Annotated in this window: 12 protein-coding genes; 6 read left to right on the top strand and 6 right to left on the bottom strand. The window is 66.1% G+C overall.

Annotated features, from left to right (window positions below; genetic code table 11):
* Window positions 1–110 precede the first annotated feature (110 nt).
* The 5 genes from AC3D24_RS02325 (at window position 111) to AC3D24_RS02345 (ending at window position 4,774) form a co-directional block, all read left to right on the top strand.
* Window positions 111–1,871 (top strand): tryptophan-rich sensory protein, encoded by a 1,761-nt coding sequence (locus AC3D24_RS02325; protein WP_489027825.1) that lies wholly within the window; start codon window positions 111–113, stop codon window positions 1,869–1,871.
* Window positions 1,868–2,227: a thiol-disulfide oxidoreductase DCC family protein gene (locus AC3D24_RS02330; RefSeq protein WP_489027826.1), complete on the top strand. Its 360-nt coding sequence runs from the start codon at window positions 1,868–1,870 to the stop codon at window positions 2,225–2,227. Before AC3D24_RS02325 ends, AC3D24_RS02330 begins: the two co-directional genes overlap by 4 nt.
* A complete protein-coding gene (locus tag AC3D24_RS02335; RefSeq protein WP_489027828.1) occupies window positions 2,224–2,718 on the top strand; it encodes a DUF427 domain-containing protein in 495 nt (164 codons plus the stop codon). The genes AC3D24_RS02330 and AC3D24_RS02335 overlap by 4 nt, the downstream gene beginning before the upstream one ends.
* Window positions 2,715–4,199: a deoxyribodipyrimidine photo-lyase gene (locus tag AC3D24_RS02340; protein ID WP_489027830.1), complete on the top strand. Its 1,485-nt coding sequence runs from the start codon at window positions 2,715–2,717 to the stop codon at window positions 4,197–4,199. The genes AC3D24_RS02335 and AC3D24_RS02340 overlap by 4 nt, the downstream gene beginning before the upstream one ends.
* 341 nt (window positions 4,200–4,540) lie before the next feature.
* Window positions 4,541–4,774, top strand: coding sequence for a hypothetical protein (locus AC3D24_RS02345; RefSeq protein ID WP_489027832.1), 234 nt, complete (start codon window positions 4,541–4,543; stop codon window positions 4,772–4,774).
* Window positions 4,775–4,930: 156 nt separating this feature from the next.
* Here AC3D24_RS02345 and AC3D24_RS02350 read toward each other — a convergent pair whose 3' ends face one another.
* The 3 genes from AC3D24_RS02350 to cysD form a co-directional block, all read right to left on the bottom strand.
* Window positions 4,931–5,680, bottom strand: coding sequence for a 3'(2'),5'-bisphosphate nucleotidase CysQ (locus AC3D24_RS02350; protein ID WP_489027834.1), 750 nt, complete (start codon window positions 5,678–5,680; stop codon window positions 4,931–4,933).
* Window positions 5,677–7,620, bottom strand: a complete 1,944-nt coding sequence (gene cysN, locus AC3D24_RS02355) for a sulfate adenylyltransferase subunit CysN (protein WP_489027836.1) — start codon at window positions 7,618–7,620, stop codon at window positions 5,677–5,679. The genes AC3D24_RS02350 and cysN overlap by 4 nt, the downstream gene beginning before the upstream one ends.
* Before the next feature lie 130 nt (window positions 7,621–7,750).
* Window positions 7,751–8,656, bottom strand: a complete 906-nt coding sequence (gene cysD, locus AC3D24_RS02360; RefSeq protein ID WP_489027838.1) for a sulfate adenylyltransferase subunit CysD — start codon at window positions 8,654–8,656, stop codon at window positions 7,751–7,753.
* A gap of 198 nt (window positions 8,657–8,854) precedes the next feature.
* Between cysD and AC3D24_RS02365 the strand changes: the two genes are divergently transcribed.
* On the top strand, window positions 8,855–9,742 hold the full coding sequence (locus tag AC3D24_RS02365; RefSeq protein ID WP_489027840.1) for an HpcH/HpaI aldolase/citrate lyase family protein: 888 nt from the start codon (window positions 8,855–8,857) through the stop codon (window positions 9,740–9,742).
* Here AC3D24_RS02365 and AC3D24_RS02370 read toward each other — a convergent pair.
* The 3 genes from AC3D24_RS02370 to AC3D24_RS02380 form a co-directional block, all read right to left on the bottom strand.
* A complete protein-coding gene (locus tag AC3D24_RS02370) occupies window positions 9,739–10,800 on the bottom strand; it encodes a CaiB/BaiF CoA transferase family protein (protein WP_489027842.1) in 1,062 nt (353 codons plus the stop codon). The two genes, AC3D24_RS02365 and AC3D24_RS02370, sit on opposite strands and share 4 nt — an antisense overlap.
* A complete protein-coding gene (locus AC3D24_RS02375; RefSeq protein ID WP_489027843.1) occupies window positions 10,797–11,951 on the bottom strand; it encodes an acetyl-CoA C-acetyltransferase in 1,155 nt (384 codons plus the stop codon). The genes AC3D24_RS02370 and AC3D24_RS02375 overlap by 4 nt, the downstream gene beginning before the upstream one ends.
* A 120-nt stretch (window positions 11,952–12,071) precedes the next feature.
* Window positions 12,072–13,259 (bottom strand): acetyl-CoA C-acyltransferase, encoded by a 1,188-nt coding sequence (locus tag AC3D24_RS02380; RefSeq protein WP_489027845.1) that lies wholly within the window; start codon window positions 13,257–13,259, stop codon window positions 12,072–12,074.
* Window positions 13,260–13,441: the final 182 nt, after the last annotated feature.

Genomic DNA, 13,441 nt, shown 5'->3' on the forward strand with positions numbered 1-13,441 from the left:
CGGACCCCTGGCGGCGTTCTCCTGCGATCGATACCGTGGCATCCCATGATGTCGGAGGCAGGCGACTTAAGAGCGTTTCACCCGTTGAGCGGTGCAGAGGAGAGCGTTTCATGTCCCGCCATATCCTGATTACCGGCGCCAGCGTTGCCGGAAATACCGCGGCGTGGTGGCTGGGTCGTGCCGGCTTCGATGTGACCGTGGTCGAAAGCGCGCCCGCATTCCGCGAAGGCGGCCAGAATGTCGACGTTCGTGGACCGGGGCGGGAGGTGTTGCGGCGCATGGGGCTCGATCAGGCTGCGCTCGACTATGGCACCGGGGAAGAGGGTACCGCGTGGGTGGACGCGGATAACCGGATCGCCGCGCAGTTCCTGGTCGCCGATTCCGACACCGATGGCATGACCGCCGAAATGGAAATTCTTCGGGGCGATCTGGCGCGGTTGCTCTACGAACCCGCGGCGGAGCACGCTACATACCGTTTCGGCGATAGCGTGACGGCGATCGAGCAGACCGAACACGCGGCATCGGTCACCTTCGCCAGCGGCCGCACGGAGCGCTACGACGCGGTGATCGTGGCCGAGGGCGTGGGTTCGGCAACGCGGAACCTCGTCTTTGCGAACGAGAACGAACCGCGATGGATGGATCTGACGATCGCCTATTTCACGATCCCGCGTATTTCGAAGGATGATCGGTTGTGGCGGTGGTACAATGCGACCGGGGGCCGCAGCGTATCGCTGCGACCCGATCGTCACGGCACGACCCGCGCGATGCTGTCGGTCCGGCAGCCACCGAAGGGCGAGCAGGACTGGAGCACCGATCGGCAAAAGGCATGGCTCCGCGATCGGTTCGCCGACGCCGGGTGGCAATCCCGGCGCGTGCTCGAGGGTATGGACGAGACTGACGACTTCTATTTCGACGTGTTGCGACAGGTGCGGATGAAGCGCTGGTCGAAGGGCAGGGTGGTGCTGACGGGCGACGCGGCCTGGTGCGCGACGCCGATCGCCGGCATCGGGACCACGCTAGCTATCACCGGTGCCTATGTGCTGGCCGCGGAGATGGCGCGGACCGGAGACGTCGTCGGCGCATTCGCTGCTTATGAGCGGGCGATGCGGCCCATGGTGCAGGACGCGCAGGGTGTACCCAAGATCGCGCCGAAGATGATGAATCCGCACAGTCGGATTGGCATCCGCCTTCTGCACACGGCGTTGAGCGCCGCAAGCCGGCCGGCCGTTCGCGGCGTGGTAGGCAAGATGTTCGGTGGTGGCGCGAAGACGCCCGATCTCTCCCGGTATCCGGAAGGCGCTTTGGCTGAGCAGACCGATGTCGCGTGCGCGGACACTCCGCTTTCAGCCAAGACGCCGCCGTCGATCGGGCTGTCACCGCTGACGGCGCTGGGTGCAGTCGGTATCGTGCTTGGCGCGAGTGCGCTGATTGGCCGGCGCAATGCACCCGACCCGTCGCATCCACGCATCCGGCGCTGGTATCGCAGGCTCGAAAAACCGGGGTTCACACCGCCTGACGCAGCGTTCGGGGCCGTGTGGCCAGTGCTGGAGGCGGGGCTTGCGGTTGGTGGCTATCGGCTGTTGCGGCAGCCATCGGGCCCGGCGCGCAATGCAGCCGTCGGACTATGGTTGCTGAATACCGCAATGGTCGGCGGTTGGACCCAGCTGTTCTTCCGCGAAAAGAAACTGGGCGCGAGCGCGGTGGCATCGGCGGCTATGGTCGCGTCCAGCGCCGCCTATGTCGCGACTGCCGCCGAGGTGGACAAGCCGGCTGCCGCGACCGGTGTGCCGTTCGTGGCGTGGCTCGGCTTCGCGACCTTTCTCGCCGAACGCATCTGGCGCGATAATCCTGCCGCCGAAGCCGAGACGTGAGCCGCGTGATCGTCTGGCATGACGGCAACTGTCCCCTGTGCCGACGCGAGATCGCGGTCATGCGTCGACTGGACCGACGGGGCAGGATCGATTTCGTCGACGCGACTGGCGCGGAAGCTTGTCCGATCGATCGCGCCGAGCTGCTGGCTCGCTTTCACGCGATGGAAGACGGGCGTCTCCTGTCCGGCGCCGCGGCGTTTGCGGCGATGTGGCGCGCGATCCCGGTCTTGCGCCCAGTGGGATTGCTCGCGCGAAACCCAACCGTGCTCGGACTGATGGAACGCGCGTATCTGCGTTTCCTGAAAGTGCGTCCACGCCTGCAGCGCTGGCTCGGCAGGCGGGAGGCGCGAGCATGACGCCGCGGCCGAATACTGTGGCGCCCGGGCAGGAGAGCGTCTGGCAATATCCACGGCCCGCCGTCGCTCAGCAGAGCGATCGGCACATTCGCATCGAGCATGCCGCCATCGTCGTTGCCGACACGCGCGCTGCCGTACGGACGATCGAGACGAGCCATCCGCCGAGCTGGTACATCCCCCCCGACGCGATCGCGCCCGGCCTGCTTCGCCCTTCGCAACGACGTTCGTTCTGCGAATGGAAGGGGGAAGCGCGCTATTGGGATATCGAGATTGGTGGACAGATGTTCCGCGACGTCGGGTGGAGCTATCCCGATCCCGCGCCGGCGTTCGCAATGCTGCGCGATCACGTCGCATTTTATGCAGGTCCGTTCGAGCTGTGCGCCGTCGACGGCGAGCGCGTCCGGCCGCAACCGGGCGGCTTTTACGGCGGGTGGATCACGTCGGATCTCGCCGGTCCGTTCAAGGGCATACCGGGCAGCATGGGATGGTGACCGCCCAGCTGCCGTCGCAGCCACTTCCGCGAGGTCTTGTCGATTGGCGCGAGGCACCCCGCGTTCGTGCGATGAACGCACGCCCCGACGTCTCGCATGGACGGTACGTTCTGTGCTGGCTCCAGCAGGCATTGCGCGCGCAGGACAATCCGGTGATCGACGCCGCCGTCCGGCTCGGCAAAGCGCTTGGCGTGCCGGTGCTCGTGTATCACGGCGTACGGGAGGATTACCCCTACGCGTCGGACAGGCTGCACCATTTCATATTGGGCGCTAGTCGTGATCTTGCCGCCGGCTGTCGTACGCGCGGGCTCGCCTGCGTCCAGCATGTCGATCGCGCGGACCACCGCGAGAAGGGCCTCGTCTACCGGCTCGGTGCCGACGCAGCCGCACTGGTGGTGGAGGATCAACCAACCTTCGTCGCACGCTGGCAGACCGACCGCGTCGCGTCGCGGATCGCAGTGCCCGTCTATGCGGTCAATGCGGCGTGCCTGGTCCCGCCTGCCGTGCTGGGCTCCGACGTCGGTAGCCGGTCGACGTTCCTCCGGCGCCATGAACCGGAGCGAACGAACTGGCTCGACTCGATCGACGAGACAGCCGAGATCGCGCCGTTCGACGGTCCGCTGCCATTCACGCCGGACCGACTAGACGACCTCGATCTCGCCGCACTGGTAGCCAGGTTGGACATCGATCACAGCCTTCCGATCAGCCCGGCTTTTCCTGCCGGTCGTATCGCCGCCGAGGAACGGTTGCGGCGCCTGACGCGAGACGTGCTGCCCGGCTATGCCACCGCGCGCAACGACGCTACGCAGCCAGAGGGCGCGAGCGGCTTGTCGGCCTATCTGCATTTTGGCGTGCTCGGCCCCCGTGAGGTTATGCGGACGGTAGCGAGCGCTTCCGCCGGCACGAGGCACAAGGCCAAGTTTGCGGACGAATTGCTCGGCTGGCGTGAGTGGTTCCACTACCAGGCGCATGGGCTGAAGACCCCCGAGACCTATGATCGTATCGCAGTATGGGCGCGCAGCACTTTGGCGGAGCACGCGAATGATCCGAGACCGGACGTGGAGAGCCTGACCGCGTTGCTTCGCGGCGAGACGCGTGACGAAACCTGGAATGCGTGTCAGCGGCAGTTCGTTCGGTTCGGCTGGATGCACAATAATTTGCGGATGTACTGGGCGAAGCGGCTGATCGCCATGACACCCGATCCCGAGACGGCATGGGCGACGGCCTGCTATCTCAACGATCGGCTGAGTCTCGACGGTCGTGATCCCTCGACCTACGGCAATATCGCCGCGATGTTTGGCGGCGCGCCGGGCGATCGGGAGCGTCCCGTATATGGTCGTGTCGCTACTCGTGGTGACGGATCCACGCGAGGCCGCGACGGCGGTTCCGCCTGGCTCGCCAAGGCGGCGTCACGACCGACTCCGGACGTCACCGTCCCGGACGATCTGCCTCGCGACCGGTATTTGAACAACGCGAGCTAACGCGGCTGTCGGCGAACCTCGTTCCGCGGTCGTCGCGATACCCGAGTGCTTCCATAAGCAAACCGCGCGCGCAGCGTTTCTCCTCTGCCACCCCGACGACCATCGTAAGGGTATCGGGGTACTGACGCGCCAGTGGCGAGGCCTGGATCGAACAGGTTTCGCGCCGTCCAGTCATAGGCTCATCCCGTTTTCACCGGCTAATCGGAACGCCGCGCCGTTATCCCAGCTCTCGCAGGGATGACGGATCCTACCGAAAGCTCAGCCCGCGATCTTCGCGTAATGCTCGCAAACGCATACTGGGACGGAGTGGCGTCGAAGTATCGGCTGTGGGGCTCGGCTGCATGGGGCTCAGCGTCGGCTATGGCCCGGCAACCGACCGCAACGACGCGATCTCGCTGATCCGCGACGAGGTGGTGATCGTGACCAAGCTCGGATTCAAGAACAGCGTTCCAAGCGAAGGACTGGACAGCCGTCCCGGCTACCGCCTGCTCGATACCGCTGCGCCCTATGGAACGAAGCGGCAGGCGGCGCCGCGATCAGGAGCCACGGAGTCGACCGCAGCGCCCTGCTCGTGACGACCAAGCTCTGGATCGAAGATGCGAGTTACGAAGAGTGGCACCGAAGAGGTGCACGCATCGTCGTTGAACGGCACCGGCAATGGGTCGCTTGGTCAGCATAGCCTTGCACAGGCACAGGCAGGAAAGAGCGCGGCATCCTCTTTTCCGGGAGCATCAGGCCGGCGGTAGGGTCCTCACCAGTTCCAGAACGCGCGGGGCGAGTTCGAGTCGACAGATCAGCAGGTCGGGCAAATACGGATCGGCGCAGTTGTAGACGAGCGGGGAGCCGTCCACGCGGCTGACGTGCAGCCCGGCCGCCTGCGCCACCGCGATCGGCGCGCAATTGTCCCACTCATATTGCCCGCCGGTATGCAGGTAGATCTCGGCCTGGCCGCGGACCACCGCCATCGCCTTCGCGCCCGCCGAGCCCATCGGCACCAGGGTCGCCCCCATCGCTTCGGCGACGGCGATCGCCTCGCGCGCCGGACGGCTGCGGCTGACCAGCATGCGCAACGGATCGCTCGCTGGCTCCAGCGGCTTCGGCGCGCCGGAGGTCAGCGTCAGTCCCAGTCCCGGCAACGCCACCGCACCGACGGTTGCGACGCCGTCGATGGCGAGCGCGACGTGCACTGCCCAGTCGGTCCGCCCCTCGCCATATTCGCGCGTGCCGTCGAGCGGGTCGATGATCCACGCGCGCCGCACCGAACAGCGATCGCCGGTGTCCTTTTCCTCTTCGGACAGGATCGCGTCGTCGGGCCGCGCCGCGCGCAGCTTGCGCATCAGATAGGTGTTGGCCTGCTCGTCGCCAGCCTTGCCGAGCTCCTTGCCGGTCAGCCCGCCGTTTGCCTGCAACCCGAGCAGGATCGCGCCTGCTTCGGTGGCGAGGCGTTCGGCGAGACGGACGTCGCTTTCGATGACCGTCATTTAAGCGGCATGATCTGGCGGACGATGAATTCGGCGGCCTCGACCGGCGTCATCGCCACCGTGTTGACGCGAATCTCGGCGTTCAGCGGCGCCTCGTACGGGCTATCGATCCCGGTAAAGTTCTTCAAATCCCCCGCACGCGCCTTTTTATAAAGCCCCTTCACGTCGCGACCTTCCGCCACATCGAGTGGCGTGTCGACGAAGATCTCGATGAACTCGCCTTCGGGAAGCATCGACCGGACCATATCGCGTTCGGCACGGAACGGCGAGATGAACGCGGTGAGGACGATCAGCCCGGCGTCCGCCATCAGCTTCGCCACCTCGCCGACCCGCCGGATATTCTCGATCCGGTCGGCCTCGGTGAAGCCCAGGTCCTTGTTCAGCCCGTGGCGGATATTGTCGCCGTCCAGCAGGAAGGTGTGGCGATTCATCAGGTTGAGCTGCTTCTCGACCTCGTTGGCGATCGTCGACTTGCCCGCACCCGACAGCCCGGTGAACCAGAGCACGGCGGGCTTCTGGTTCTTGAGCCCGGCATGCGCGTCGCGGCCGATGTCGGTCGCCTGCCAGTGGACGTTCTGCGACCGGCGCAGGCTGAAATGAACCATTCCCGCTGCGACCGTCGCATTGGTGATCTTGTCGATCAGGATGAACCCGCCGAGCACCTTGTTCGGGGCGGCACCCTCTTGAGCATAGGCTTCGAACACGATCGCGCGGTCCGTCGTGATCTCCGCGACGCCGATCGCGTTCAATTCGAGCGTCTTGGTTGCGAGCCGCTCCATCGTGTTGACGTTGACCTGGTATTTCGGTTCGCGGACCGTCGCCGACACCATCTGCGTGCCGAGCTTCAGCCAGTAGGAGCGGCCGACGATCAGCGGTTCGTCGTCCATCCAGACGATCGTCGTCTCGAACTGGTCGGCGGTCTCGGGCGGCGAGTCCGAGGCAGCGATGACGTTACCGCGCGAGCAATCGATCTCGTCGGCGAACGACAGCGTGACCGACTGGCCGGCAACCGCCTCGTCGAGATCGCCGTCCAGCGTCGTGATCCGGCTGATCGTCGAGGTCTTGCCGCCGGGCAGGACGCGGATCGCGTCGCCGGGCTTGACCGTGCCCGCAGCGATCTGGCCGGAGAAGCCGCGGAAATCGAGGTTGGGGCGGTTGACCCACTGCACGCTCATCCGGAACGGCTTGGCCTGGTCGTCGTCAAGGTCGACGTCGACCGCTTCGAGATGCTCCATCAGCGTCGGGCCGGTGTACCAGGGCATGGTTTCGGAGGCGATCGAGATGTTGTCGCCTTTGAAGCCCGAGATCGGCATCGGCGTGAACGCAGTGATGCCTATGCTCTTGGCGAACACCGAATACTCCGCGACGATCTCGTCGTACCGCGCTTGATCGTAGCCGATCAGGTCCATCTTGTTGACCGCCAGCACCAGGTTCCGGATGCCGATCAGGTGCGCGAGATAGCTGTGGCGCTTGGTCTGCGTCAGCACGCCCTTGCGCGCGTCGATCAGGATCACGGCCAGGTCGGCGGTCGACGCGCCGGTCACCATGTTGCGAGTATATTGCTCGTGACCCGGCGTATCCGCGACGATGAACTTGCGCTTTTCGGTCGAGAAGAAGCGATAGGCGACGTCGATCGTGATGCCCTGTTCGCGCTCGGCGGCGAGCCCGTCGACCAGCAGCGCGAAGTCGATTTCCTGCCCCTGCGTACCGACCCGCTTGCTGTCCGCTTCGAGGGCTGTGAGCTGATCCTCGAAGATCATCTTCGAATCGTACAGCAAGCGGCCGATCAGCGTCGACTTGCCGTCATCCACCGACCCACAGGTGATGAAACGCAGCATCGTCTTGTTGCGGTGCTGGTCGAGATACGCGTCGATATCCTCGGCGATCAGCGCTTCGGTCTGGTAGGCCGAGGTTTGCGGGATTGTAACGGCGTCGGACATCAGAGAACTCCGTCATTCCAGCGAAAGCTGGAATCTCTTGCGGTCGTGAGCGTGCCCTCGCGGCACGAGATTCCAGCGTTCGCTGGGATGACGGGTGGGGGACTGATGGCTGAGGGCGTATGCGGCTCCATCAGAAATACCCCTCCTGTTTCTTCTTCTCCATGCCCGCGCCGCCGGCATCCTTGTCGATCGCGCGGCCTTGGCGTTCGCTCGTCGTGGTCAGCAGCGTTTCCTGGATGATCTCTGACAGCGTCGACGCCGTGCTCTCGACCGCGCCGGTCAGCGGGTAGCAGCCAAGCGTGCGGAAGCGGATCGAGCGATCGACCGGGACTTCGCCGGGCCGCAACGGGAAACGGTCGTCGTCGACCATCAGCAGCATGCCGTCGCGCTCGACCGTGGGACGTACGCCGGCGAAGTAGAGCGGGACGATCGGCACGTCGTTCAGCTGGATATATTGCCAGACGTCGAGTTCGGTCCAGTTCGAGATCGGGAACACGCGGATGCTCTCGCCCTTCGCCTTCCGCGCATTGTAGAGGTTCCACAGCTCGGGCCGCTGGTTCTTCGGATCCCAGCCATGCGTCGCGGTGCGGAACGAGATGATGCGTTCCTTGGCGCGCGACTTCTCCTCGTCGCGCCGCGCGCCGCCGAACGCAGCGTCGAAGCCGTGCAGGTTCAGCGCCTGTTTCAGCCCCTCGGTCTTCCACATGTCGGTGTGCAGCGCGCCATGATCGAACGGGTTGATCCCGCGCGCGATCGCCTCCGGGTTCTTGTAGACGAGCAACTCCATGCCGCTCTCGGCCGCCATCCGATCGCGCAGCTTATACATCTCCTGGAATTTCCAGGTCGTGTCGACGTGCAGCAGCGGAAAGGGCGGGGGCGACGGGTAGAAAGCCTTGCGCGCAAGATGCAGCATCACGGCCGAATCCTTGCCGACCGAATACAGCATCACCGGCTTGTCGGCCTCGGCGACGACTTCGCGCAGGATGTGGATCGCCTCGGCTTCGAGCCGTTCCAGATGGGTGAGTGAATGCGCCATGATGTGTCTCCGCTGCGCCGTTTGCCCGGCAGCGGGCGGTTCGGGCAATCAATGCATTCTTCGGCAGGGGAACGCTTCGCTATCGCATGGTGCCTGCCTATCACGCGCGTAGGCATCGCCCAAATGCCCGCGGAGTTGCCCGGCGATGGCCAAGGCCGTACGCAGTTGCCCTGTTTCGAGCCTGTAGGAACGCCGAGAATGTCCGATCCATCGTCGTTGAAAATGCGGTCCTGGCTGTTCGCGCCGGGCGACAGCGACAGGAAGATGACCAAGGCGATCGAGGGCGGTGCCGACATCGTCCTCCTCGACCTCGAAGATGCAGTCGCGACCGAGAACAAGCCACTCGCTCGCCGGCTGGTGCATGACGCCTTGAACGCGAACGCGCCGCAGCGGTCGCGCCTGTGGGTGCGGATCAATCCGCTCGATGGGCCGCATACGCTGGCAGACCTTGCCGCGATCATGCCCGCGCAGCCCGGCGGGATCATGCTTCCCAAGGTCTATGGCCGGCAGGACGTCGATCGGCTCGACCATTATCTGTCCGCGTTCGAGGCTGCGCACGGCATCGTGATCGGCGCGACGCCGGTCATCGTGCTGGTCACCGAGACCGCGGAATCAATGTTCCATACCGGCGATTACAAGGGCGCGCCTCGCGTCGTTGCGCTCACCTGGGGTGCGGAGGACCTTGCCGATTCGATCGGGGCGAGCGCGAACCGCAATACCGACGGCAGTTACGGCTTTACCTACGAACTGGCGCGCTCGATGTGCCTGCTGGGTGCGGCGACCGCGGGCGTGACGGCGATCGAGACGATCCAGGGCGACTTCCGTGACCTTGAGGGGTTGCGGACGCGTGCCGAAAAGGCCCGTCGTGACGGTTATCGTGGGATGCTGGCGATCCACCCGGCACAGGTCGACGTGATCAACGCCGCTTTCACGCCAACGGAGGCGGAAATCGCCGAGGCGCAGGCGATCGTCGATCTGTTCGCGGCCAATCCCGGCGTCGGCACGATCGGCCACAAGGGCGGCATGCTCGACCGGCCGCATCTGTCGCGCGCACAGCATCTGCTGCGGCAGGTCATGCGCGACTAGGCGACGCCCCAGTCCGCTAGTCGCGCCGCGCCGTCCGTCGTCGGTGCGATCCGGCCCGGCGTGCGCGACAGGCGCGGGGCGGGGGCGGCTTGCCATATGCCGTCGACCACCGCGCCGCGAGCCGCCATGTGGCCGTGCGCCGATACCTCGTCGAGTTCGAGCACAGGCGCAAAACAGGTGTCGGTGCCTTCCAGCACCGCGCACCATTGATCGCGCGATTTCGTTACGAACACCGCCGCGAACCGCCGCGCGGTCTCGGGCCAGCGCTCCACGACCATCTGTTCCGCCGCCAGTTCGGGGGGCAGCCCGAGCCGATCGAGCAGTTCGGCGTAGAATTTCGGCTCGATCGCACCGACCGAGACGAAGCGGCCGTCGGCGCAGGTGTAGCAGCGATAAAAGGGCGCCGCGCCGCCGAGCATGTTGCGGTCCCGGTCCATCGACATGTGTCCGGCCGCGGTCAGCCCCGCGAACATCGTCATCATCGACGCGACGCCGTCGACGATCGCCGCATCGACGATCTGGCCACGCCCCGAGCGTCCACGTTCGAGCAACGCCGCAAGGATCCCGGCGACTAGGTACAGCGATCCGCCGCCGAAATCCCCGATCAGGTTCAGCGGGGGCGGGGGCGGATCGCCGGGCGTGCCGATCGCCGCCAGCGCGCCGGTCAGCGCGATGTAGTTGAGATCGTGCCCCGCGACCTGCGCGAGCGGACCGGTCTGTCCCCAGCCGGTCATCCGCCCGTAGACGAGCCGCGGATTGCGTTCGAGCATCAGGTCCGGCCCGAGCCCGAGCCGCTCCATCACGCCCGGCCGCAACCCTTCGATCACGACGTCGGCACGATCGACGATCGCCAGCGCCCGGTCGCGCCCTTCCGGCGTCCGTATGTCGAGCGGAAGCACCGCGCGGCCGCGATCCATGACCGGGTTGCGCCAGCCGCCACTACCGACCCGCTCGATCCTCAGCACCTCGGCTCCCAGGTCGGAGAGCAGCATCGCGGCGTGCGGACCCGGCCCGATACTGGCGAACTCGACGACGCGGAGGCCCGCGAGCGCGGTCACCGGTTCAGCATTTCGACGATCGTGACGTTCGCCATGCCGCCGCCCTCGCACATCGTCTGCAGACCATAGCGGCCGCCGCGCGCCTTCAGCGCATGGAGCAAGGTCGCCATCAGCTTCGTGCCGCTCGCGCCGAGCGGATGGCCGAGCGCGATCGCGCCGCCATTGACGTTGAGCCGCGCAGAATCGACTCCGGTCGCTTTGAGCCACGCCAGCGGGATCGCGGCGAACGCTTCGTTGACTTCGAACAGGTCGATGTCGTCGATCGACAGTCCGGAGCGCTTCAGGGCCTTGAAGGTCGCCGGGATCGGCTCCTCCAGCATGATGACCGGATCGCCCGCCGACACCGTCAGCGTATGGACACGGGCGAGCGGCGTCAGCCCGTATGTCTTCAGCGCAGCCTCGCTGACGATCAACGTCGCGGAGGCACCATCGGTGATCTGGCTGGCGTTGGCAGCGGTGATCGTGCCGCCCTCGGCGATCGGCTTGACCCCGGCAATGCCCTCCATCGACGCGTCGGCGCGGATGCCTTCGTCATGCGACAGCGCGTCGACCGGGACGATCTCATCGTCGAAAGCGCCGCTGGCGGTCGCGGCTGCGGCGCGCTGGTGGCTTTGCAGGGCGTAGGCGTCCATCGCCTCGCGGGTCAGGCCGTATTTGTCGGCGACCATCTGCGCGCCCTTGAACTGGCTGAATTCGGCGACCTCGAACCGGTCGAGGATCGCCTGGCTCCACGGACCTTTGCCCAGGCCCGCCTCGGCATAGAGGCGGACGTTCGAGCCCATCGGCACCCGCGTCATGCTCTCGGCACCCGCCGCGATCACGACGTCCTGGGTACCCGACATGATCGCCTGCGCGGCGAAGTGCAGCGCCTGTTGCGACGATCCGCACTGGCGGTCGATCGTGACCGCGGGGACGCTGTCGGGCAGCGACGAGGCGAGCACCATGTTGCGCCCGAACGCGAAAGCCTGCTCGCCCACCTGGCTGACGCAGCCGACGATCACGTCCTCGATCACCGCCGGATCAAGCCCCGTCCGGGTCACCAGCGCATCGAGCACGATCGCCCCCAGATCCGCCGCATGAATCCCTGCGAGCGCCCCCTTGCGACGACCGCCCGGCGTGCGCAACGCGTCGACGATATAAGCATGGGCCATCGGACTGCTCCTGGGAAACGGGGCTTGGGATATCGGGTCTTGCGTCGACGGCCTCGAATTTCAGCAGATCGTGGATGCGGCATGTCCGGCGCCGTCACGCCCAACTTGCCGCACCGGTCGTCAGTCGATCAGTTCGACCGCGACGGCGGTTGCCTCGCCGCCGCCGATGCAGAGCGCAGCGACACCCTTCTTCAGCCCGCGCAGTTTCAGCGCAGCGACCAACGTCGCGATGATCCGCGCGCCGCTCGCGCCGATCGGGTGGCCGAGTGCGGTCGCACCGCCGTTGACGTTCAGCTTGTCGCGCGGGATGCCGAGTTCGCGCATCGCGATCATCGCGACCGTTGCAAAGGCCTCGTTGACCTCGAACAGGTCGACGTCCTCTACACTCCAGCCGGCACGGTCGAGAACCTTCCGGATCGCCGAAACGGGCGCGGTCGTGAACAGCGCCGGGGCATGCGCATGTGCAGCGGTGGCGACGATCCGTGCTTCCTGGCTCAGCCCAAGCTTCTCGGCGACGCTCGCGCGGGTCAGCACGAGCGCGGCGGCGCCGTCCGAGATCGAGGCCGAGGTGGCGGCGGTGATCGTGCCGGCCTTGGCGAACGCAGGGCGCAGGCCGGGGATCTTCTCGGGCTTGGCCTTGCCAGGCTGTTCGTCCTCACTGACGATCACGTCGCCGCCGCGCGTCTTGACCGTGACCGGCACGACCTCGTCCGCGAAGCCGCCGCTGGTGATCGCGGCGCTGGCGCGCGTCAGGCTCTCGATCGCGAACGCGTCCTGATCCTCGCGCGTGAACTGGTATTCGCCCGCGGTATCCTCGGCGAAGGCGCCCATCGGCTTGCCCTTCTCATACGCGTCCTCGAGCCCGTCCATCATCATCGAATCCGAGACGACGTCGTGACCGATCCGCGCCCCCGAACGGTGCTTGGCGAGCAGGAACGGCGCGTTGGTCATGCTCTCCATGCCGCCTGCGATCACGACGTCGACGGTCCCCGCCATCAGCGCCTCGGTCGCCATGATCGTCGCCTGCATGCCCGATCCGCACATCTTGTTGACCGTTGTCGCCTCGACCGAATTGGGCAGGCCGGCGCCCAGTGCTGCCTGCCGCGCAGGTGCCTGGCCGAGCCCGGCTGGCAGCACGCAGCCCATGTAGATGCGGTCGATGATCGCCGGGTCGACTTTCGACCGCTCGACGGCGGCACGGACCGCAGTGGCGCCGAGTTCGACCGCGGTGACGCCGGATAGCGCACCCTGGAAGCCGCCCATCGGTGTACGGGCATAGCTGGCGATGATGATGGGATCGGTCGTCATGAATCTTCTTTCGTAGAGGCTGGTATGCGCCGGCGTCGTGCCTGCGCTGAAATTGTCAGGGGGCGGCGCAATTCAGCCGAACGCTGTCGTCACAATGGATCTCGGCATGTCCGCAGCCCTCACAATATGTGTCGGTGAGCCTGTCGCGATACGGCTCGGTAGACAGTCTACTGGCGAGTAGT

It is taken from the genome of Sphingomonas sp. SL1004, from assembly GCF_057815015.1.

What these genes read in the sequence shown, in the direction of transcription:
- AC3D24_RS02335 (WP_489027828.1), top strand. Translation starts at nt 2,224, where the DNA reads ATGACGCCGCGGCCGAATACTGTGGCGCCCGGGCAGGAGAGCGTCTGG.
- AC3D24_RS02375 (WP_489027843.1), bottom strand. Translation starts at nt 11,951, where the DNA reads ATGGCCCATGCTTATATCGTCGACGCGTTGCGCACGCCGGGCGGTCGT.
- AC3D24_RS02350 (WP_489027834.1), bottom strand. Translation starts at nt 5,680, where the DNA reads ATGACGGTCATCGAAAGCGACGTCCGTCTCGCCGAACGCCTCGCCACC.
- AC3D24_RS02325 (WP_489027825.1), top strand. Translation starts at nt 111, where the DNA reads ATGTCCCGCCATATCCTGATTACCGGCGCCAGCGTTGCCGGAAATACC.
- cysD (WP_489027838.1), bottom strand. Translation starts at nt 8,656, where the DNA reads ATGGCGCATTCACTCACCCATCTGGAACGGCTCGAAGCCGAGGCGATC.
- AC3D24_RS02345 (WP_489027832.1), top strand. Translation starts at nt 4,541, where the DNA reads ATGGGGCTCAGCGTCGGCTATGGCCCGGCAACCGACCGCAACGACGCG.
- cysN (WP_489027836.1), bottom strand. Translation starts at nt 7,620, where the DNA reads ATGTCCGACGCCGTTACAATCCCGCAAACCTCGGCCTACCAGACCGAA.
- AC3D24_RS02365 (WP_489027840.1), top strand. Translation starts at nt 8,855, where the DNA reads ATGTCCGATCCATCGTCGTTGAAAATGCGGTCCTGGCTGTTCGCGCCG.
- AC3D24_RS02380 (WP_489027845.1), bottom strand. Translation starts at nt 13,259, where the DNA reads ATGACGACCGATCCCATCATCATCGCCAGCTATGCCCGTACACCGATG.